This window comes from Sulfurimonas sp. SWIR-19, from assembly GCF_020410885.1.
Lineage (GTDB): Bacteria > Campylobacterota > Campylobacteria > Campylobacterales > Sulfurimonadaceae > Sulfurimonas > Sulfurimonas sediminis.
Window position 1 is genome coordinate 2047016 of the sequence record NZ_CP084578.1, and the last position, 19280, is coordinate 2066295.

The 19280-nt window shown below is 38.1% G+C and carries 22 protein-coding genes; 8 read left to right on the forward strand and 14 right to left on the reverse strand.

The annotated features are described in order from the left end of the window. The first annotated feature begins 365 nt into the window (after nt 1-365). Nucleotides 366-1316 (forward strand): ribonuclease Z, encoded by a 951-nt coding sequence (locus tag LCX93_RS10670; protein ID WP_226066259.1) that lies wholly within the window; start codon nt 366-368, stop codon nt 1314-1316. Nucleotides 1317-1331: 15 nt separating this feature from the next. Here the strand turns inward: LCX93_RS10670 and LCX93_RS10675 are convergent, their stop codons facing one another. Further along, on the reverse strand, nt 1332-1691 hold the full coding sequence (locus tag LCX93_RS10675) for an ArsR/SmtB family transcription factor (protein WP_193150528.1): 360 nt from the start codon (nt 1689-1691) through the stop codon (nt 1332-1334). Nucleotides 1692-1800: 109 nt separating this feature from the next. On the opposite strand from LCX93_RS10675, the gene LCX93_RS10680 reads away from it, so the two are divergent. From LCX93_RS10680 to LCX93_RS10690, 3 genes are all read left to right on the forward strand, one after another. Then, nucleotides 1801-2271, forward strand: a complete 471-nt coding sequence (locus LCX93_RS10680; RefSeq protein WP_226066260.1) for a rhodanese-like domain-containing protein — start codon at nt 1801-1803, stop codon at nt 2269-2271. 1 nt (nt 2272) lies between these two features. Beyond that, nucleotides 2273-2626 carry a DsrE/DsrF/TusD sulfur relay family protein gene (locus LCX93_RS10685; protein ID WP_226066261.1) on the forward strand — a complete coding sequence of 118 codons (354 nt, stop codon included), beginning with the start codon at nt 2273-2275 and terminating at the stop codon, nt 2624-2626. A gap of 68 nt (nt 2627-2694) precedes the next feature. Further along, a complete protein-coding gene (locus LCX93_RS10690) occupies nt 2695-3159 on the forward strand; it encodes a DsrE family protein (RefSeq protein WP_226066262.1) in 465 nt (154 codons plus the stop codon). A gap of 11 nt (nt 3160-3170) precedes the next feature. Here the strand turns inward: LCX93_RS10690 and LCX93_RS10695 are convergent, their stop codons facing one another. Continuing rightward, nucleotides 3171-3539 (reverse strand): ArsR/SmtB family transcription factor, encoded by a 369-nt coding sequence (locus LCX93_RS10695; protein ID WP_226066263.1) that lies wholly within the window; start codon nt 3537-3539, stop codon nt 3171-3173. Between the two features lie 150 nt (nt 3540-3689). Between LCX93_RS10695 and LCX93_RS10700 the strand changes: the two genes are divergently transcribed. From LCX93_RS10700 to LCX93_RS10710, 3 genes are all read left to right on the forward strand, one after another. After that, the gene (locus tag LCX93_RS10700; RefSeq protein ID WP_226066264.1) at nt 3690-5069 is read left to right on the forward strand and encodes a protein-disulfide reductase DsbD family protein; all 1380 of its coding nucleotides are present in this window, start codon (nt 3690-3692) and stop codon (nt 5067-5069) included. Nucleotides 5070-5079: 10 nt separating this feature from the next. After that, entirely contained in the window at nt 5080-6447 is a 1368-nt protein-coding gene (locus LCX93_RS10705) for a class I SAM-dependent methyltransferase (RefSeq protein WP_226066265.1), read from the forward strand. Between the two features lie 83 nt (nt 6448-6530). Further along, on the forward strand, nt 6531-6764 hold the full coding sequence (locus LCX93_RS10710) for a hypothetical protein (protein ID WP_226066266.1): 234 nt from the start codon (nt 6531-6533) through the stop codon (nt 6762-6764). Here the strand turns inward: LCX93_RS10710 and LCX93_RS10715 are convergent. Together LCX93_RS10715 and LCX93_RS10720 are read right to left on the reverse strand one after the other, a co-directional pair. After that, nucleotides 6733-7206 (reverse strand): 2-thiouracil desulfurase family protein, encoded by a 474-nt coding sequence (locus tag LCX93_RS10715; RefSeq protein ID WP_226066267.1) that lies wholly within the window; start codon nt 7204-7206, stop codon nt 6733-6735. The genes LCX93_RS10710 and LCX93_RS10715 overlap by 32 nt on opposite strands. Further along, nucleotides 7193-8611, reverse strand: a complete 1419-nt coding sequence (locus tag LCX93_RS10720; RefSeq protein WP_226066268.1) for an aldehyde dehydrogenase family protein — start codon at nt 8609-8611, stop codon at nt 7193-7195. Before LCX93_RS10720 ends, LCX93_RS10715 begins: the two co-directional genes overlap by 14 nt. Before the next feature lie 74 nt (nt 8612-8685). On the opposite strand from LCX93_RS10720, the gene LCX93_RS10725 reads away from it, so the two are divergent. Next, nucleotides 8686-9084, forward strand: a complete 399-nt coding sequence (locus tag LCX93_RS10725; protein WP_226066269.1) for a thioredoxin family protein — start codon at nt 8686-8688, stop codon at nt 9082-9084. Here LCX93_RS10725 and LCX93_RS10730 read toward each other — a convergent pair. The 10 genes from LCX93_RS10730 to rsmI all read right to left on the reverse strand — a co-directional run bounded on the left by LCX93_RS10730 (nt 9081) and on the right by rsmI (nt 19278). Beyond that, nucleotides 9081-10169 (reverse strand): HD domain-containing phosphohydrolase, encoded by a 1089-nt coding sequence (locus LCX93_RS10730; RefSeq protein WP_226066270.1) that lies wholly within the window; start codon nt 10167-10169, stop codon nt 9081-9083. The genes LCX93_RS10725 and LCX93_RS10730 overlap by 4 nt on opposite strands. 53 nt (nt 10170-10222) lie before the next feature. Next, entirely contained in the window at nt 10223-10552 is a 330-nt protein-coding gene (locus LCX93_RS10735; protein WP_226066271.1) for a YraN family protein, read from the reverse strand. A gap of 87 nt (nt 10553-10639) precedes the next feature. Beyond that, nucleotides 10640-12709, reverse strand: a complete 2070-nt coding sequence (locus LCX93_RS10740) for a molybdopterin oxidoreductase family protein (protein WP_226066272.1) — start codon at nt 12707-12709, stop codon at nt 10640-10642. A 120-nt stretch (nt 12710-12829) separates the two neighbouring features. Beyond that, entirely contained in the window at nt 12830-13561 is a 732-nt protein-coding gene (locus LCX93_RS10745) for an SDR family NAD(P)-dependent oxidoreductase (protein WP_226066273.1), read from the reverse strand. Nucleotides 13562-13565: 4 nt separating this feature from the next. Then, complete coding sequence (locus LCX93_RS10750; protein WP_226066274.1) at nt 13566-14828, reverse strand: homoserine dehydrogenase; 1263 nt, start codon at nt 14826-14828, stop codon at nt 13566-13568. Continuing rightward, nucleotides 14828-16060: an LL-diaminopimelate aminotransferase gene (locus tag LCX93_RS10755; protein WP_226066275.1), complete on the reverse strand. Its 1233-nt coding sequence runs from the start codon at nt 16058-16060 to the stop codon at nt 14828-14830. The genes LCX93_RS10750 and LCX93_RS10755 overlap by 1 nt, the downstream gene beginning before the upstream one ends. Nucleotides 16061-16134: 74 nt before the next feature. Then, nucleotides 16135-16968 carry a hypothetical protein gene (locus LCX93_RS10760; protein WP_226066276.1) on the reverse strand — a complete coding sequence of 278 codons (834 nt, stop codon included), beginning with the start codon at nt 16966-16968 and terminating at the stop codon, nt 16135-16137. After that, nucleotides 16962-17744, reverse strand: a complete 783-nt coding sequence (locus tag LCX93_RS10765; RefSeq protein WP_226066277.1) for a hypothetical protein — start codon at nt 17742-17744, stop codon at nt 16962-16964. The genes LCX93_RS10760 and LCX93_RS10765 overlap by 7 nt, the downstream gene beginning before the upstream one ends. Continuing rightward, nucleotides 17734-18420 carry a 23S rRNA (guanosine(2251)-2'-O)-methyltransferase RlmB gene (gene rlmB, locus LCX93_RS10770; RefSeq protein WP_226066278.1) on the reverse strand — a complete coding sequence of 229 codons (687 nt, stop codon included), beginning with the start codon at nt 18418-18420 and terminating at the stop codon, nt 17734-17736. Before rlmB ends, LCX93_RS10765 begins: the two co-directional genes overlap by 11 nt. Nucleotides 18421-18468: 48 nt before the next feature. Beyond that, complete coding sequence (gene rsmI / locus LCX93_RS10775) at nt 18469-19278, reverse strand: 16S rRNA (cytidine(1402)-2'-O)-methyltransferase (protein WP_226066279.1); 810 nt, start codon at nt 19276-19278, stop codon at nt 18469-18471. Between the last annotated feature and the right edge of the window lie 2 nt (nt 19279-19280).

The following is a 19280-nucleotide window of genomic DNA, read 5'->3' on the forward strand; positions in this document are numbered from 1 at the left end:
TAAGATACTTCATTTTTCATGAGGTCTCTTTTGCCTGAAGATTTGATGTCCCTTGCTAAATCAACGCTTCAAATATCGTTATTTATTCCCTTACATGTATCCCACATACATTAAATACTTAGGGTAGCAACCACAACAATTCGTTTATTTTTCAATGTCTGCAGGTTTACTGCGTATCCTCAATGCCATTAAGTTAAACAGATTTTTTGGAACCCGTACTTTTAGTGCGGGCTTTGCGTCTTTCTAGCCTAATTCCTGGGTTACAGAAAAAAATTTAGTTTTTTTCTTAGTGGCATTGCCGAGGATCCTTTATGTAAATAAAATTTCACTATAATCATTATATTACAAATTAGCAGGAATATACATTGAAACTTACTTTTTTAGGAACAAGTGCCGGGAAACCGACAAAAGAGAGAAATGTTACAGCACTTGCACTCGAATTTGACCAGGACAGTAAATGGTATCTTTTTGACTGCGGGGAAGCTACCCAGCATCAGATACTCAGAACTTCTCTCAGTGTCGGCAAACTCTGCACAATCTTTATCACCCATCTTCACGGCGACCACTACTACGGACTGCCCGGACTGCTCTCTTCAAAAACACTAGACAAAGCCTTCTCCCCTCTTACAGTTTACGGACCAAAAGGGATAAAACGCTTCTTGGAATGTGTTACAAACACCTCAGAGGAACATTTGGATTACAGGCTCGAAATCATTGAAATAGAAGCAGGTACTACACTGCACTTTGACAAATTTTCACTCAAAGTTCTCCCACTTGTACATTCTGTAGAGAGTTTTGCCTATTGTATACACGAACATGACATAACAAATAAACTTGATGAGCAAAAGCTGCGCCTTGAAGGGCTTGAACCCTCAGCGTTCTATGGAGAACTCAAACGCGGAAACAACATTGTCCACAAAGGAAAAGAGTTTCTCTCAAGTAAATATATGCTTGCGCCAATACCAGGAAGAACCCTCATAATAGCCGGAGACAACAGTGAGCCTGATATTTTGAGAACACATCTTGACAACCTTGACCTGCTAGTACATGAGAGCACCTACACACAGGAAGTGTATGATGCCCTGCCAACAAAGTTTCTGCACACTACGGCAAAAAAACTGGGAAAAGCGGCACAAAAACATCATGTCAAAAACCTTATAGCAACCCATATCAGCGCAAGATACACACAGGGCAGCACTTACAATGCACAGACGGTATGTGACGAGATACAAAACTTTTACAAAGGAGAATGTTTTGTTGCCAGTGATTTTGATGTTTTTTATCTCAGCAGAGATAAAAAACTTGAAAAGTTATAATTTTTGCATTCCCTGTTAACTGAAAAAAAGTTCTCTGTTGGCATCGAAATTTTCAACCAGAGTGTTGAAGCAACTGCCGAGTTCGCGGATTGTTTCCATATTTGGCTCTATATAAATTTTATTTGATTTTTTTTCCATCGTAATAATGCCTGCTTCACGAAGCTCTTTGAGATGTTTGGAGATTGTAGGCAGAGAAAAGTCAAAATGCTCCGCAATTGTGCTCACACAGGTCGCATGCGGGCTGACTTTGACATTCGGATCTTTTTTGTCAAGCGAACATGTATAGCCACCGGTAAAAACATTTTTAAAAATTAAAAAACGCGTTTCATTCCCCAGTGCCTTGAATATCTTGATTTTTTGTTGCATATCTAACATTTTTGTCCTTGACATTTTAATTATAAAATTATACCATACTCTCATCTATTTAGTTAAATGCCTAATTAAGCATTTAGTTATTAGATTATTTCAAAACAAAGGAAGAGCAATGAAAAAATTGTTCCTAATCATTGCATTGTTGAGTACAAATCTGCTCATGGCAGATATTGCAAACAAAATGGTGCTTATCAAAGAAGCCAGAAAAGTTGTAGGAGAGATGCCGGCAAAACAACTGAAAACCTTACTAGATGAAGGTGAAGATGTTATTGTTTTAGATGTGCGAGAAAGCGAGCAAAGAGCGGAAGGAAGTATTCCTTATGATGAATTTAACAAAGAAAACTTTGTATCTATCACCCGTGGGAATTTGGAATGGGAAGTAGCAAAAAAGATTAAAGATCCTGATGTGCTTATAGTGACATACTGTCGCAGTGGCGGCAGAGGAGCATTGGCAGCAGAGGTACTTAGAAAAATGGGCTATAAACATGTAACAACACTCAAAGGCGGACTCAAAGGCTGGGTAAAAGCAGGCTACCCCGTAAAAACAGGCTTAGGCGAAGTTATCTTAAAAAAAGAGAAGTAACATGACTACGCTTATCTTAAATCATCAACCTTATGACGGCACTGATGTAAGTTGGAATGCCTTGCGTTTGGCACAAACACTTTTTACAAACGGTGAAGATGTAAATATTTTTCTAATGAATGATGCTGTTGATTTGGCTCGCAGCAAAACACTCAAACCCGATAGTTATGATTATGATTTAGCAGAAATGTTGCAAACAATGTACAAAGATGGAATTTCATTGCAGGTATGCGGTACCTGTAATGCCCGTTGTGGAATTTTTAAAAATGAACCATACTTTGATAAAAGTATATCTTCAACAATGCAAAAACTCTCTGAATGGGTAATTCAAAGTGATAAAGTACTGACATTTTAATAATGAAATGGTCTTATTTTACATAAATTTTACTTATCAAAGATAACATTAAAGAAAAGGAATTGAGCATGAAAAAAATAGTATTACTTTTAGCCCTGTTGGGTTTACTACAGGCTGACGAAGAAACCGCACGCGTTGTTTACGACTTAACAACCAGCAATATGGCAAAGTTTGAAAAAAACATACTTAAAGGCATTGCCGTCAATAAAGCACATTACGAGGGGAATTTAAAAGAACTCGAAGTTGCAGTTGTCATTCATGGCGGAGCCTATAGATTTTTTGTCAAAGATATACAAAAATCTATGTTTAACACAAATCTAAAATTGGTAGAAGCGTATCCTGAGCTACAAAAAAGAATAGCAAGTATGGCAGATACCTATGATGTAGAGTTTTTGATGTGCAAAGCTTCTATGCCAAAAAATCATCTTGAAGCTAAAGATGTAGTAAAATTTGTAAAAATCATACCAAACTCAACCATAGGACTTATAGATAAGCAAAACGAAGGTTTTGCATATATTCCCGTGAAAGATTAGCAAAAAAAGTTCTACTTGGTGTTGTCAAACTGATAGACAGCACCCTCTTCATATTCTTTAACAAGTTTTGTAAAACATTCGGCTATCTCTTTCATCGTCTTTATATTTGGTTCTATATAAATTTTATTTTTATTTTTTTTCATAATAATGATGTCTGCATCCTTCATCTCTTTTAAATGACGTGAAATTGTAGGCAGTGCAAAATCAAACTGTTCGGCAATGCTTGTAACACATGTTGCCTGTGCAATTAAGTCATCTTTTGGTTTTGTTTCATCAATTGAACAAGCATAACCACCGGTAAAAATATTTTTAAAAATTTTAAATCTTGTTTCGTTTCCTAAAGCTTTGAAAATCTGTATTTTTTTATTCATATCTAGCATTATTTTACCTTAGTGTTCTTATTATAATTGGCATTATATCTAAAGAATAACTATTTAGCAATTTAGGTAATTAACTTTACTTTAAGTATTTTAACTATAAAATCTTAAATCAATTTAGCTAATAAACTAAATAATTATATAGGAAAACAAATGAAAAAACAAAATATTACAACCATACTATTTCTTTTAGGAGTGTTTAGTCTCCCTCTCTTTGCAAAAGGCGACATACTCTCTATACAAAGCACACTCAGCATACTTGGCGGTGCATTTATTGCGGGCATACTGCTTACTTTTACTCCCTGTGTTTTGCCTATGATTCCGATTCTCTCAAGTGTCATTGCCGGAGAGGGAAAGAAAATATCTAAGCTGAAAGCCTTGGAACTCTCTTTGGCTTATGTACTGGGAACCGCTGTCACTTATGGAGCTATGGGTGCACTTGCCGGGGCAACAGGGGACCAACTTCAATCTTATTTTCAAAATACCTGGGCAATCAGCGCAATGAGTCTGCTTTTTGTACTGATGGCACTGGCAATGTTTGGTCTCTTTACACTGCAGCTTCCAAGCTCCTTGCAATCGCGTTTAAATGGAACGACACATAATCTAAAAGGCGGAAAGTTTTTCGCCGTTTTTCTTTTAGGGCTTGTTTCAGCACTTGTTCTTGGCGCATGCGTTTCTCCCGTACTTATCTCCTTTTTAAGTGTTGCTATTGCAACAAGTGATCCTTTATTGGGTGCGCAAACAATGTTTGCTCTTGCTCTTGGTATGGGCATCCCACTTCTGCTTATGGGCATGGGTATAGGATATCTTCTGCCAAAAGCAGGTGCTTGGATGGATGGCATTAAATATTTTTTCGGTATTATTTTACTGGGTGTTGCTATTTATCTGTTTGCCGAACTACAGCTTGTCCCTAGCCTTATATTATGGGGAGCTTACTTTGTAGGTATCGCAGTGTATTTAGGTGCTTTAAATTTCAATGAAGATAAATTCAGCAGTTGGCAAAAGTTTCAAAAAATGTTAGCAGTATTCCTGTTTATATGGGGAACTATCAGTTTTATAGGCGCCGCAAAAGGAAATGTGAATTTCTTGCTTCCGCTCCAAGAGCAAGCTCACGCAATTATGACAGCAGCAGCTCAAAAAAACACACTGAAAGAAGCAAAACTTCCATTTGAAAAAATCAGTAACCTGAAAGAACTTACATCAAAAAGAGAAGAAGCATTACGTAAGCATAAACCAATCGTCATTTATTTCCATGCCGAGCATTGTCGCGTATGTGAAAAGTTAAAAAATACTACGTTAAAAGATGCAAAAATAAGAAAAATTCTCAAGTCAAGTTATATACCGCTTATGGTCGATATGACAAATAAATCTGACAAAGATGCCAATGCTATTAAAGCAAAACTCAAAGTTTTCGGTCCTCCTGCTTTCATCATTATAGATGCAGATGGAGAAGTACTTGAAGATGACATCGCATACGGATACCAATCAGCAAAAAACCTGTTTGATATGCTCGATATGAATACAGCAGATTAAAAGAAAAACAATGACTGATAATACTCAAATAATCAGCCTCTACACAGAGTTGGCAAAAAATCCTGACAAAGATTTTGGTTGGGACAAAGGCTTAGACAATGCAAAGGCACATGATTACAAAGAAGAATGGATAAATGCTTTGCCAAAAGAAGTCTGGCAATATTGTGCCGCGGTTGGCAATCCTTTTATACATGCAAATATCAAAGAGGGTGACACTGTTTTAGATTTAGGGTGCGGTGCCGGTGTTGATGTTCTGGTATCGCGCTTACATGTAAGGCAAAGTGGTAACGTTATCGGTGTAGATATTACACCGACAATGGTACAAAAGGCTACTGAGCATGCACAACTTGCCAGATTTTCAAATATTAAGATTTTAGAGAGCAGTTTTGATGATATTTCTTTAGAGGATGAAAGTGTGGATGTGGTCATATCAAACGGTGCTATCAATCTCACTCCATGTAAAGAGGCTGTTTTTGCAGAGATTTACCGTGTTTTAAAACCAAACGGCATAATCTCTTTTGCAGATATGATAGATATATCCAAAGAGGCAGAATGTTGTGCTTTGGAGCAAGATTCCTGTTGTAGCAATTCGGGTGAAGAAGATTGGGCGAACTGCGTTGCAGGAACTCTGCAAGAACATGAACTTATAGAGTTGATGCAAAAAGCAGGCTTTGAAAATGTTACCTGCACGGGTCTGACACATTACACTACCTCTGAGACAACACAGGGTGCGACTTTTTACGCAACGAAGATTCCTGCAGAAAAATTTCGAGAATCGCATTGGGAAAATATATTTCAAACAAAAAACTACACGCAGGTTTTATGGCATCAAAATTCTCCAAAAAAATCCCTTGATTTGATTCAATCATTTGCCAAAAGTGACTCAGCAATTATTGATGCAGGTTGCGGCGCCTCACTTGTTGTGGACAATCTACTTAAGCTCGGTTATAAAGATATAACACTTTTAGATACATCAAAAACATCTTTAGAAGTCGTAAAAAACAGAGTGAATACCATACATGTAAACTATATTTGTGGAGATATTTTAACGTTCAAGACTCAAAAAAAATTTGATTTATGGCATGACAGAGCAGTATTTCATTTTTTACTCTCCAAAAAAGAACGACAAAGATACTTTGAGGTTCTTGCAAATTCACTCAAAGATAATGCAACGGCAATTATCAGCACCTTTCAAGTTAATGGAGAAATACAATGTGCAGGACTGGACATTGTAGCCTATGATCATAAAAAAATGTTAGAAGAACTGCCAAAGAATTTAGAGCTTACCCAAAGTGAAGAGTATACTCATGTCACACCAAAAAAGAGTGAACAAAAGTACATTTATTTTGTCATAAAAAAGCATTCTGCATCAGTATGATGCTTTTTTGTGCATAGTTTGTAATCATACTGTAATAAAAATATATTATAATACTAAAACCCACTAAAAACGGAGAAAAACAGATGCATGAGAGAGAGTTTACAATTGATGCGAACAATCCCGAGTTGGAGTTTTTTTGTGATTTGGATGATACCTGTGCAAAAAGTATTTGTGAAAATGCCCTTGAAATTCCAGAGAATTGTATTAAAAAAATAGAATGTTTTGAGGATGCCTTTAAAATATATTTGCAACCGTCGCGTCACTACTACAGAGATGACTGGTATGTCAATCTGACCCGTTTGGATTATGTTTCATAAATGAACACTCGTCTTCTATTTTAATATCCTTATAGTGTGCCTGCATAAGCTCGGCGGCAATGCCGTTGCCAAGAGCTATAGGGTCTTTTTTTTCATCCAGAATCGGCGTTGTGCCATAGCCGCAGCTTGGGGATTTTGACTTTAAAACAATTCGGTCAACTTGCGGGTGAGCTGCTATAAAAGCATTGATTTCACCTTCTAACAGTTTTGTCACATCCTTGTTTGTTTCATCAGTAACAATTCTGTTTTCACCTTCTCTCAGCATGACATTAATGCGCTCTCTTGGTGTTCCAAAAAGCGGTGCTTCAGGACAAAAAGGGATAATTTCATACCCCTTTAAAGCCTCTTCTACCGCAGATATCTTCTTTGTTTTTCCATCATAACGGCAGTATTCACCCAAAATGCAGGCAGAAACAATCACTTTTTTTTTAGCAGATGACAATAGATTTTATCTCCGTCATCTCTTCTATGGCAAAACGAGGACCTTCACGCCCTACTCCGCTGAGTTTCACTCCACCGTAAGGCTGTATGTCAAAACGAAGTGTCGGCATATCGTTTATGACAATTCCTCCGGCATCCAACTCTTCTATCGCACGGTTTGTAAGCATTAAATCATTGGTAAAAACTGAAAACTGCAAACCGTACGGCGAATCATTCATTCTTTCAACCGCATCGTCAAAATCAGCCACCTTCACCAGTGAAACTATCGGTGCAAAAACCTCTTCACAGATAATTGCCATATCATCTCTGACATTTGCCATCACACAGGGGTAAAAAGTTCTCCCCTCCAAACGCGGAACCAGCAATGGAATGGCTCCCTCTTTTATAGCCGCATCCACCCATGCCATCGCGCGTTCACATGATTCATCATCTATAAGCGGGCCCATAAATGTTTCTTCATCATAAGGACTGCCTACTTTTAATTTCTTTGTTGCTTTTGCCATCAACTCTGCAAACTCATCATAAATATCTTCTTGCACATAAATTCTTTGCAAAGATATACACACCTGACCGGAATTGACAAAAGCACCCATGGCACATTTTGTGGCTGCGTAAGCCAGATCAGCCGATTTTTCTATGAATGTTGCTGCATTGCCTCCGAGTTCAAGCCCTATTTTTTTAATCCCTGCATTTTTTGTAATAATGTTACCAACAGGAACACTCCCCGTAAAACTGATCACACGCGGAATATCACTTGTAATCAAAGCATTACCCACTTCTGCATCACCATATACTACACTCAAAGCATCAGGTACGGCATAATCACTCTCAATAAAAAGCTTTGCAAATTTATATGCAGTCAATGGTGCTTCGGGTGTCGGTTTAAGCACTACAGCATTTCCCGCAACAAGCGCTGGCCCGAGCTTGTGCGCCACGAGGTTTAAAGGAAAGTTAAAAGGTGTAATGGCCACCACAACACCGGCCGGTTCGCGTCGAAAAAAGCTAAGCGTTTTTTTCCCGCTCGGCATGGCATCAGTGTTAATTGTTTCCCCATGCATAGTGCGCATTGTTTCTGCTGAAAGAGTTATGGTCTCGATACAGCGTTCAACCTCTATACGTGAAAAAGTTATGGGTTTACCCACTTCGTCCGTAATGGTTTTTGCCAAATCTTCCTTATTTTCCTGAAGCTTTTTGGCAACGTCAAGGAGCCATGCACAACGCTGTGCCAGTGTACTTTTTTTGGCAAATACAGCAGCCTCTTTTGCAATATGCAATGCTTTTTTTGCATCTTCTTCACTGCATACAGGCGCAGTTGAGACTACTTCTCCGTTATAAGGGGACTTTCTTTGGCTCACCTCAGCTTTACCGACTTCTTTAGAACCGAAAAATATTTTTGCTTCTTTCATCACTTTTTCCTAAGATATCATTTTATAGTAAGTAAATTATATCATTTTAATTGTAATCTCAATATAATTAGCGCATGAAAACCTTTATAACGACTCTGTTTTTAGTCTCTTCTTTGTTCGGATTTGCAACAGACAAATGGCTGCATGATTATGATAAAGCCCTCAGTCTGGCACAAAAAGAGCAGAAAAACATCTACCTCTTTGTTGGAGCGGACAAATGCCACTTTTGCAAAAGATTTAAAGAGACAACACTTTCTCAAAAAAAAGTCATCAAAAAACTGCGTCAGAATTATATTCTCTTATATCTTTCGCGTGACCGGCACTTTATTCCAAAAAAATTCCAGAGATTCGGCGTTCCAAGGCACTATTTTCTTGATTCAGAGGGAAAAATTTTATTTGAAAGTTTCGGAGTGCTTGAGCCCGCAGGTTTTTTTACTCTTCTTGATGAAGCCGATTTAAATGCAGACAACTAAGAGCAGGCAACATCACAATACCGGTCTCTTATTTTTTTAAAATCCTCAATATTATTTAAAAATATATCAATAAGCAGAGGGTCAAAGTGTCTTCCTTTTTCTTCTTCAAACATTGCAACAATATCTTCATCCTTCCAGGCTTTTTTATAAACTCTTTCGCTTCCGAGTGCATCAAAAACATCTGCCACAGCGGTAATTCTTGCATATATGCTTATATCTTCTCCCGCCAAGCCTCTCGGGTATCCCGAACCATCATATTTTTCATGATGCTCATAAGCAACAGTGGCTGCAATTTGTAAAAGTTCTTTATCACTGTGCCTGAGCATTTCGTACCCCAAAGTCGTATGTGTTTTCATAATTTCACTCTCTTGAGCGGTATGTCTTCCCGGTTTATTGAGTATGGCATCAGATATACCTACTTTTCCGATATCATGCATCGGACTTGCTTCTTTTAACATTTGTGCATGAAATTTATCCATACCACTGTACTCCGCCAACAAGCGGGAATATTCCGCCACCCGCCTTACATGATTTCCTGTCTCTTTGGAACGGCTCTCACCGATTGTTCCCATTGTAAATATGATTTCTTTTTGCGTTTCACGGATCTCTTTGTTTAATGACACAATGTCTTTAATTCTTCTGTGCACCTCTTCTTTGAGATACTCATTCATATTTTCCATATTTTTCTGCAACTCTTGCAAAGCTTTTTTATCTGTAATATTTTCTCTCAGTGCATGGTAACCGACCACTTCACCCCTTTCATCCGTATAGGGTGCAATATGTGCATTAACCCAGTAGACACTCCCGTCTTTGGCTCTGTTTTTAATCTCGCCATACCACTCTTTTCCCGATTTCAGAGTACTCCACATATCTGCAAACAGCTCTTTAGGCATATCAGGATGTCTTAAAATATTATGGTTTTTTCCTAAAAGTTCTTCTTGGGAATATTTACTTATTTTGCAAAATGCTTCACTGGCATAAACAATTTTTCCATGCAAATCAGTTGCAGAAAAAATCACCTCTTTGTCAAATGTCTGAAGCAAATATTCTTTGTCCATTATGGTATTTAAAAAATTATTTTTCACAATAACATCCCTCTGTACTCACGCTCACTTTGCACAGTTTAGCATATATTAAATTAAATTGTAATGTTTTCCAATATTTCTATATTTTTCGGAGTCACAATCAGTGCATCAAACATATAATCAGGATCCAAAGCATTTTTTTTCATATATACATGGGCGGTTTTTATAAGGCGGGAGAGTTTTGTCGGTGTTATATTTTGGATGGCGAGTTCATAATCTTCGCCGCTTTTTACTTCTACAAAATGCAAAATATCGTCTTTAAAAGCAATAATGTCTATTTCACCAAACCGGGAATAAAAGTTTCGTTCCATTATTTGGTAGCCGTTTTGGGTTAGAAAAGAAGCAGCTTTATCTTCTGCTACATTTCCTTTGGCTCTGCTCATGGATTTATATCCTTTCTTGGCAATTTTCAAAGCAACTCTCAGCCCAGACTGAAGTCTGGGTTCCGAGATAGCTGGGCTAGTGTTCGTTTAGCAATTTATTACTTCAACCTGCACCGATTTAAATGCGGCAGTTAGAATTAGTTCATCACTTTTGTCGCCAAAAAGATTGTTTATTTTAGACTCAGCATGGTGAAAGGTTGCAAAAAGCGTTTTTGGCTGAACTTTGTCTGTAATTTTTACTCTAAGCGGATTGGTTTGACCCCATTCGCTTTTAAGTATGACCTTTTCACTGACAAAATCATCGGCATCACCTTCATACACTAACAATATATCTTCTTCATATCTGTCATTGAGCTTTGGACTTCGTTTTGTCTGGGCGGCATTATTATAGTGTGCCAATGTTCTTCCCGTGGTAAGATGGTAGCCTTTAAGAGATTTATTTTGTATCTCTTTCACCATACCTCGAAGTTTATACTGATGATACACAAAGTATCCATATCCATCCTCTGTTCTAAAATCCAACTGGTGTAAAATTGGTGTATCTTCCGTATGCACAGGCCACTGCAAACCTCGTTTACGGTGTTTTTCAAGCCTATGATAGTCTGCTCCGCTAAAACGTCTGTAGGCAACTTCCCGTACCTCATCCCAGACATCTTTTGAGCTTGCATAGTTTGCATCTCCACCCATTTTATTGTCAAGCATTTGCAATACTTCCCAATCATCAGGCAAATCGGATTTTACAAGCGGTTGCGAGAGATGCAGTCTTCGCATTGCATTGACATAAACACCGGTTTTTTCATACGCTGATTTCACACCCACGACAATATCTGCCCGATTTGCGACATCCGTCATAAAAAGTTCTTGTACAAAAAGCAAATCAAGTTCTTCAAATGCTTTATCAACTTTGTTTAAATTTGGATGAATGTGTGTTAAGTCTTCGCCGATATTAAGTACTGCTTTGAGTCTGTCTTCTAACATCTCATCGACAAGTTGCGGCGTCATAAGCCCCACCTCTTTTGGCTCTTGATAATCTGGGTCATAATAGGGCAACATACCCATATCACAAGTTCCCTGCACATTATTTTGCCCACGCAACGGCATCAGTCCTGCACCCACTTTACCGATATTGCCCGTCATAAGTGCCAAGTGTGTGATGGCCATCACTGCATAACTACCATCCAAATGCTCTGTGATACCTAATCCCCAAAATATCATAGATTTTTTCAGTGCATATTCACGTGCTACTTTGCGTACCATTTTCGCCAGATATTCATACCCTTCAAGCTCATTAAAATAATCAGGATTCGCATACGGATCACTCAATATTTTTTCTTTAAATGCTAAAAATCCTTTGGTTCTGTCTGCTATAAAACTCTCATCATATAACTCTTCATCTATTATGACATAGGCTAGCATATTTAAAATCAGCAGATTGGCTTCATGTGGCATAATCGCTTTATATTTTGCAAATCTATGCAATTTTATTTCCCGCACATCAAATACTGCCAAATTATCATGTTCACGGGCTACATCAAGAATACGATTTGCGATAATAGGATGCGCCTCTGTCGTATTTGAACCAATCACTATCATAAACTCGGTATTGTAAATATCATTATAAGGATTTGTTGCCGCACCCTCACCTATGGTTACACGCATTCCTTTGAGAGAAGGAGAGTGACATACACGCGCACAATTATCGACATGCGGAGAATTGAGCGTATGACGGGTAAATTTTTGAAAAAGGTAAGAACTCTCACAAGATGTTCTCGCCCCACCGATGGAAGCCACAGATTTGCGACCGTACTGTGCTTGAATCTCTTTCAGTTTGAGTGCACAGGCAGTCGTTGCCGCCTCTAAATCACATTCATACCACGTTTCATCAAGATCCACCAAAGACTTAGCAATAGCATCTTTAATAGTCGGGTTCTTCTCTAAAAAGCTTTTACGAATTCGAGGTGTACGCAGTCTGTCCTTGGCATCTACAAAATCAAAACCGTATTTGCCTTTTATACAAAGCTTTCCCTGAGAAACCACTCCGTCAGGGTGTGCATATATTTTTTTTATTTTATTCTCTTTTACATCCACATCTGCTGCTATATCACAGCCTACACCGCAGTATGTACATACACTGTCTATTGTTTCTATATTTCCCATTTTTTCCGCGCTCCCTAACACCATCATTCATTCGATAAGATTTTTTAAAAAGTATATCGTGAAGCTCAGAGCAAAGCGAGGATTTGCCTTCTAAGATATGCTTTTTAAAAAATCTGCAGTTCAATGAAGGTAGTTTACAATTCTTTGCCTTAAGGCTGATGGAAGTAAATTCATAAGCTGAATGATTAAATAAAATCTAAGAGGAAAAGCATAAAACTCTTTTCTTTTGTCTATTGCTTTTTTCATCCGTCTTACTCCCTCTTTCGTTTCCAACAAAAACGGCATAGCAAAATCATTTTTATCTGTCAGTTCACTCTTTATAAATCCCGGTAAAAGTATGCTTACATGTAAACCGTCTTGCGCATACTTGTATCGAATTCCCTCTGCATAGGCATTAAGTGCACGCTTTGATGAGGCATATACTTTGGCACTCGGGAGTGTAAAAAGCGAAGAGAGTGAGGAGATAAATACAATGTGCCCACTTTTTTTCGCCTGTAATTTCGGTAACAACACTTCCAAAATTGCATGATTTGCAAGAACATTCACCTTGTAAAGATTTTCAAATGCTGCTATTGTTGGTATGTTTTGTGCATGACCAAGAGAGATACCGGCATTTAAAATTACCAAATCGACAACACCGATTTCTTCTATTTTTTCTTGCAGTAAAGAAAAATCAGTCACATCCACAGCAAAAATGTTAACAGCTTTACATGTAGAGCGAAGTTCCTTTTGCAGTTTTTGCAAACGCTCTTCTCTGCGAGCTAGCAAAAAAAGCTCTACATGTGCAGCAGCATATTGACGGGCGAACTCTGCTCCAAGACCGGAACTTGCACCCGTAATAAGAATTTTCACTGCTTTACACAATCCTGATCATAGCAGGCTTTGCATTGACAAAATTAAGTTGCTCGATTTCATTCATCATATTTTGAATGTCTTTTTCCAAAGCTGTATGTGTCGATATAAGAAGATTTGCACTTGCGTTTTCTGTCGGACGCTGCAGCATTGTCTCAATCGAAATATCATTTTGTTCAAAGATTTTTGTCAATCCGGCAAGCACGCCTGCTCTGTCTGAAACATTGATTCTCAGGTAGTATTTGGATCTGATTTTTTCAGTTGGCTTGAGCGTGAGCTGACTCCCTTCCATTGGTCTGTTAAATCCGAGCATAGGCGTAGATTTTCCGCTTCTTGCAATATCTATAATGTTTGCTACAACAGCAGAAGCCGTTGCATCTCCACCTGCACCCGGACCATAGTAGAGTGTTTCACCTACTTTGTCACCAACAACAGAGATACCGTTCATCACACCGTCTATCTTTGCTATCATCTCCTCTTGTTTGATTAAACAGGCATGTACCCGCAACTCAACTTCATTTTTGTCTTTTTTTGCAATGCCTAAAAGCTTGATGGCATAGCCAAACTCTTTTGCAAAAGATATATCATCCTGTGTAACATTTTGTATACCCTCTATGAGAATATCTTCAGGTTTTGCATCAATGCCATAGGCAATGGAAGCCAATATAAGCAACTTATGTGCTGCATCATAGCCACCCACATCAAAAGTCGGATCAGCCTCGGCATATCCGAGTTCCTGAGACTCTTTGAGTATGTCATCATAGGCCACACCCTCATTTGTCATTTTCGTCATCATGTAGTTACATGTACCGTTCATAATGCCTACTATTGACTCTATATGATTGGCTGAAAGACCGTCACGTAATGCTGTAATGATAGGAATACCGCCTGCAACACTTGCTTCAAACTCAAAAGCTTTGTCTTTTGCAATCTCCTGAAGTTCATAACGATGATATGCCAGCAGCGCTTTGTTTGCAGTTACAACAGATTTTCCGGCTTTGAGTGCACGCTTGACAACTTCAAAAGGCTCTTCCACTCCGCCCATCAACTCTACAACAATGTCTATCTCTTCATCATTGATAATATCATCCACATTGTCTGTGAGTGTTATATCCAAACCTCTCTCTTTTTGAAGGTTTTTAACCACACCGCTTTTTACAACAATATCAACACCCGCACGGGCAGAAATTACATCTGCGTTCTCTTTTAAAATCTGTGCTACACTTGTTCCGACGGTTCCCACACCTATTATTCCGACTTTTATCATTACTTTTTACTCTCTTTTTTACAGCCGTCAAACTGTTTTAAAAATTCTTTGATATTTCTGGCAGCCTGACGGATTCTGTTGTCATTTTCAATAAGTGCTATACGAACATACCCCTCACCGTATTCTCCAAAACCTATACCCGGAGCCACGGCAACACCTGCTTCTGTCAGCAGTCGTTTTGAGAATTCCAAAGAACCAAGATGCGCCACACATTCAGGGATTTTTGCCCATGAAAACATCGTCGCTTCATTTTTTTGGATATGCCAGCCCGCACGTCCGAAGGCTTCTATAAGCACTTCCTGGCGGTGATTGTATTTTTGTGTAATTTCACTCACACAGGTCTGATCCCCATTGAGTGCCACAGTTGCCGCCACCTGAATAGGTGTAAACATTCCGTAATCCAACCATGATTTGATTTTTTGCAATGCGCCTATGAGCTTTTTGTTTCCGACAAAAAAGCCTACACGCCAGCCTGCCATATTGTATGACTTAGAGAGGGTAAACGACTCGACTGCCACATCTTTTGCACCCTCTACACTCATGATAGAAGGTGTTTTGTAACCGTCAAAAGTAATATCACCGTAGGCAATATCGGAAATAACATAAAATCTCTTCTCTTTTGCCATTGTAACAAGACGCTCATAAAACTCAGGTGTAACCGTTGCCGTTGTCGGATTGTGCGGAAAATTCACCAATACATATTTTGGTTTTGGAGAGCTCTCTTTAAAGACCTTTTCCAGACTCTCAAAAAAGTGATCTTCATTTACCCGGTAATGCTCATCAAACTCTATACCGAATTTGATGACATTGCCTCCGGCCAAAATAAAAGAGTATTCGTGAATCGGGTAGGTAGGATCAGGTACAACCGCCACATCGCCTATGTTTGTAATGGCATAGGTAAGGTGTGCATATCCCTCTTTGGAACCCATCGTTGCGACACATTCTGTTTCAGGATCAAGCTTGCAGTCATAACGGCGTTCATACCAGTCTGCTATTGCTTTGAGGAGTTTTGGAATTCCTTTTGAAGAGGAGTATCCGTGCGTTTTTGTTTTTTGGGCTGATTCGACAAGTTTGTTTCTTATATGCTCCGGCGTTGGACCATCCGGATTTCCCATAGAAAAATCTATAACATCTTTACCGGCACGGCGTTCTGCCATTTTTATATCATTAACTTCCGCAAATACATACTTTGGAAGTCTCTCAACTCTATTAAAATTAAACTCATCAAACATTGTTTACCCTATAACATGAAATATTTAGTGCTATTTTAGCGAAAAATTATTAGAATAAAGTTACAGTCTGCGAATTATCTTGTACCGCTCGGATACAACACAAGTTCATCTTTCACATTTTTGAGTGTATGCATATCCGATATTTTGATATATTTCGCATTTTTAGGCATTCTCAGTGCCAGCTTTTTATAGATTTTATTTTTTTTAAAAAGTTTTAAAAGGTGTAAAGAAGCATCATAATAAGCAATATACGGATACCATCTGTTTCTTCTTGAACTTTTTATCGTCAAACTTCTGATCTTTGAAATATCTAGCCAGTGGGCATACAAAGAGCGTTTTAATTTCAGCTCTTCGCCTGTATGCAACTGCGGTACATTGAGATATCCGTTGCTTATGTCAATGGTGTATGTCCACTCTTTCAAAGAATTTTTTTCTACGTCTATTATATTGCAACCGCTTTTTTGCAGTTCGTTTTGCAGTATCAAAGGATCGGTTGCATACTCTGATGTGAGATTGATACTCCAGGAAAATTCTGAACTGTCAAAATTTGATGCTGTTGTCACATATCTGAAATAGCCTAGATTTTGTAAAGTATCTTCCATGATTTTTACAAAAAAGAGAGGATACCCGCTTGTTTTAAAATTGAGCCGAAAATCCTGTGGTGAACGAAAAAAAAGATTTAACAGACCATTGTCCTTGAGTGTCTGTATGACTTTTACCGCATTGACTCTGTCTTTGACATAAAAAGAGGATTTCGGTTCAAAAATCACATTGATAAAATCTTTGTTTGTCTCATAGGATTTTTCACCTAAAAAGCTTTTAATTTTCACATCCAATGGGTCTTGTGTTATATCAGCACAATTTGCAAAACTGAAAAAGAGTGCCAGGAGAACAAAGACTTTTACCATGCACTACCTCTGTTGAGTCTTTTAAACTCCTCAAAAGTCAACTCCTTCACTGCACCGTCTTTATACAGGAGTCTTAATGTTTTTTTCGAATTAAATTTCTTTTTCTCTGCATCCGTGACAACATCTATGTAGCCATGCCCAAAAATCAAAAGCCACTCTTTGTCCGGATTAAGATCAAACTCTCCCGTAAATGTCTTTTGATATTTCTTGTTTGTTGCAACATCAATATAACCCATCCAAACTTTTGATCTAGCAATAATTTTAAAACTTTTCTCTACGGCTTTTTCTTTTTTTACTGCAACTTCCTGTGTCGTGTTTGCATCTTTGAGTGTCCTGTTTTCCTCTTTTTTCTGACTGACATTTGTATCAACAGCTACAATCTGAGTATAGTTTTCTTTTGGAGGAGGAGTCTCTGTCTCTTTATCTGTCTGTTCCACTGTATAATACAAAGCAGCAAGCAGCACAACCATCGCAAGTAAAATATAAAAAAGTGTAAAGTTTTTCTCTTTTTTCGGTGCTATGAAAATCCCGTCTTCAGTAGTTGTCTCAACCGGATTTTTTTCATTATAATAAGCAATGCCGGCATTTTTAAGTTCACTTAAATCAATGTTATACTCTCTTTGGAGTATCGAAATGAAACCCATAAACTGAATTTTGTTCAAACCGTCAAAGCTTGCATGTAAAATTGCCTGTATATGTCCTACCGGTATGTGTGTATCTTCATAAATTTTCTGTGCGCCGATATCTTTTAATTTTTCCAACCCGTCATTGTTCATATCTCATCCTGTCCATTAAAATAGCTCCGGCAACACTTACATTCAGTGAATCAAAATCATGTGCCATTTTTATACTGACTATATTGTCTAACTTTGCGCTTACTCTTGCAGTAAGACCCTCTCCTTCATTGCCCAGGACCAAAAGCCTTTTTTTTACAATTTTTGCTTCTCTGATATCAATGCCGCCCATATCAGCACCATAGCTGACAAAACCGGACATCTTAAAATCATTCAATAAATTATGAATGTTGTTTTCAACAGCCAAAGGCATATCAAAAAGTGCGCCGGTACTTGTACGAAGCAACGGTTCAATATTAAGATGTTTGATTCCACTGACAATAATCGCATCCACGCCCAAAGCATAGGCACTTCGTACAATAGCCCCGATATTGCCGACATCAGTGAGCCCTGCCAAAACGACTACAAACTCTTTATCTAAAAATGTCTGGTAATTATGGAGTTTGTAATCTTGTACCTCAGCCAAAAATCCCTGATGGTTGGCATTTTTACTCATTTTAACGGCTGCTTCATTTGGAATGCGTTTTATTTCAAAACCCATTTTCATAAGACGGGAGTACTCTTTTTTCTCAAGTTCTTTTGCAAGATACAGAGTCTTTATTTTTTGCGGATAGTTGTTGATAAGATAATATATTGGTTGTTTGGCATAAATTAACATGAGAGTATTTTATCCAAAAAAGTGTTTATTTAAAATTTTTTCATAAATTTACATTAATCTTTGATAAATCTCTTTTGTATTTTCGCCTGTAATTTTACTGATGAGTTTTGCCTGCACTTTTTTAGGCAGGTCCAGTGCCAGTATATCGTTTTCACTGACGGCAGAACTGTTTTGTTCATTAGCTGCCTGAATCACCACAACCCATTCGCCACGAAAGTTTCCATCAAGTTTTGCAACTGTTTCAGCTGCAGTGCCACGCAGATATCTTTGATATTTTTTACTCAGCTCTTTGCACAGAAATATTTCTCTTTCAGGTGCTTCTTTTGCAATTTCTAAAAGCAGTTTTTCCAAACGGTGAGGAGACTCATATAAAACTGTTGTATAGCCACTGTGCAAAGCACGCTGCAAACCTTCACTGCGACTGCTGCCTTTATGATCCAAAAATCCTAAAAACAACATTTTTGTTTCACAAAATCCACTCGCAACAAAAGCAGTAAGTACGGCATTGGCACCGGGAAGCACATCATAGGAAATATTATGTTCCAGGCAGTAGGCAACAAGCACCTGTCCAGGGTCGCTTACACCGGGCATACCGGCATCACTGACATAAACAATATTTTGCTTAAAAAAAGAGGGCTCTAGTTTTTCAACAAAACTTTGTTCATTATGAGAATGCAGGGCAATAAACTTTTGATCGTCTTTAAACTCAGTATTATAACGTTCTTTAAGAATATGGATGAGTTTTTTGGTAACGCGGGTGTCTTCGCATAAAAGTGTGTCAGCGCTTCTCAGAGCATCAATCGCTCTGAGTGAAATATCGCCGATGTTTCCAATCGGAGTTGGAACAAGAGTCAGCAAGT

Bases quoted from the DNA above. Each gene is read 5' to 3' on its own strand.
- LCX93_RS10695 (WP_226066263.1), bottom strand. From the start codon at position 3,539: ATGCTAGATATGAATAAAAAAATACAGATTTTCAAAGCTTTAGGAAAC.
- LCX93_RS10760 (WP_226066276.1), bottom strand. From the start codon at position 16,968: ATGGTAAAAGTCTTTGTTCTCCTGGCACTCTTTTTCAGTTTTGCAAAT.
- LCX93_RS10675 (WP_193150528.1), bottom strand. From the start codon at position 1,691: ATGTTAGATATGCAACAAAAAATCAAGATATTCAAGGCACTGGGGAAT.
- LCX93_RS10690 (WP_226066262.1), top strand. From the start codon at position 2,695: ATGAAAAAAATAGTATTACTTTTAGCCCTGTTGGGTTTACTACAGGCT.
- LCX93_RS10720 (WP_226066268.1), bottom strand. From the start codon at position 8,611: ATGAAAGAAGCAAAAATATTTTTCGGTTCTAAAGAAGTCGGTAAAGCT.
- rlmB (WP_226066278.1), bottom strand. From the start codon at position 18,420: ATGTTAATTTATGCCAAACAACCAATATATTATCTTATCAACAACTAT.
- LCX93_RS10735 (WP_226066271.1), bottom strand. From the start codon at position 10,552: ATGAGCAGAGCCAAAGGAAATGTAGCAGAAGATAAAGCTGCTTCTTTT.
- LCX93_RS10725 (WP_226066269.1), top strand. From the start codon at position 8,686: ATGAAAACCTTTATAACGACTCTGTTTTTAGTCTCTTCTTTGTTCGGA.
- LCX93_RS10685 (WP_226066261.1), top strand. From the start codon at position 2,273: ATGACTACGCTTATCTTAAATCATCAACCTTATGACGGCACTGATGTA.
- LCX93_RS10680 (WP_226066260.1), top strand. From the start codon at position 1,801: ATGAAAAAATTGTTCCTAATCATTGCATTGTTGAGTACAAATCTGCTC.
- LCX93_RS10740 (WP_226066272.1), bottom strand. From the start codon at position 12,709: ATGGGAAATATAGAAACAATAGACAGTGTATGTACATACTGCGGTGTA.
- LCX93_RS10750 (WP_226066274.1), bottom strand. From the start codon at position 14,828: ATGATAAAAGTCGGAATAATAGGTGTGGGAACCGTCGGAACAAGTGTA.
- LCX93_RS10755 (WP_226066275.1), bottom strand. From the start codon at position 16,060: ATGTTTGATGAGTTTAATTTTAATAGAGTTGAGAGACTTCCAAAGTAT.
- LCX93_RS10765 (WP_226066277.1), bottom strand. From the start codon at position 17,744: ATGAACAATGACGGGTTGGAAAAATTAAAAGATATCGGCGCACAGAAA.
- LCX93_RS10700 (WP_226066264.1), top strand. From the start codon at position 3,690: ATGAAAAAACAAAATATTACAACCATACTATTTCTTTTAGGAGTGTTT.
- LCX93_RS10705 (WP_226066265.1), top strand. From the start codon at position 5,080: ATGACTGATAATACTCAAATAATCAGCCTCTACACAGAGTTGGCAAAA.
- LCX93_RS10710 (WP_226066266.1), top strand. From the start codon at position 6,531: ATGCATGAGAGAGAGTTTACAATTGATGCGAACAATCCCGAGTTGGAG.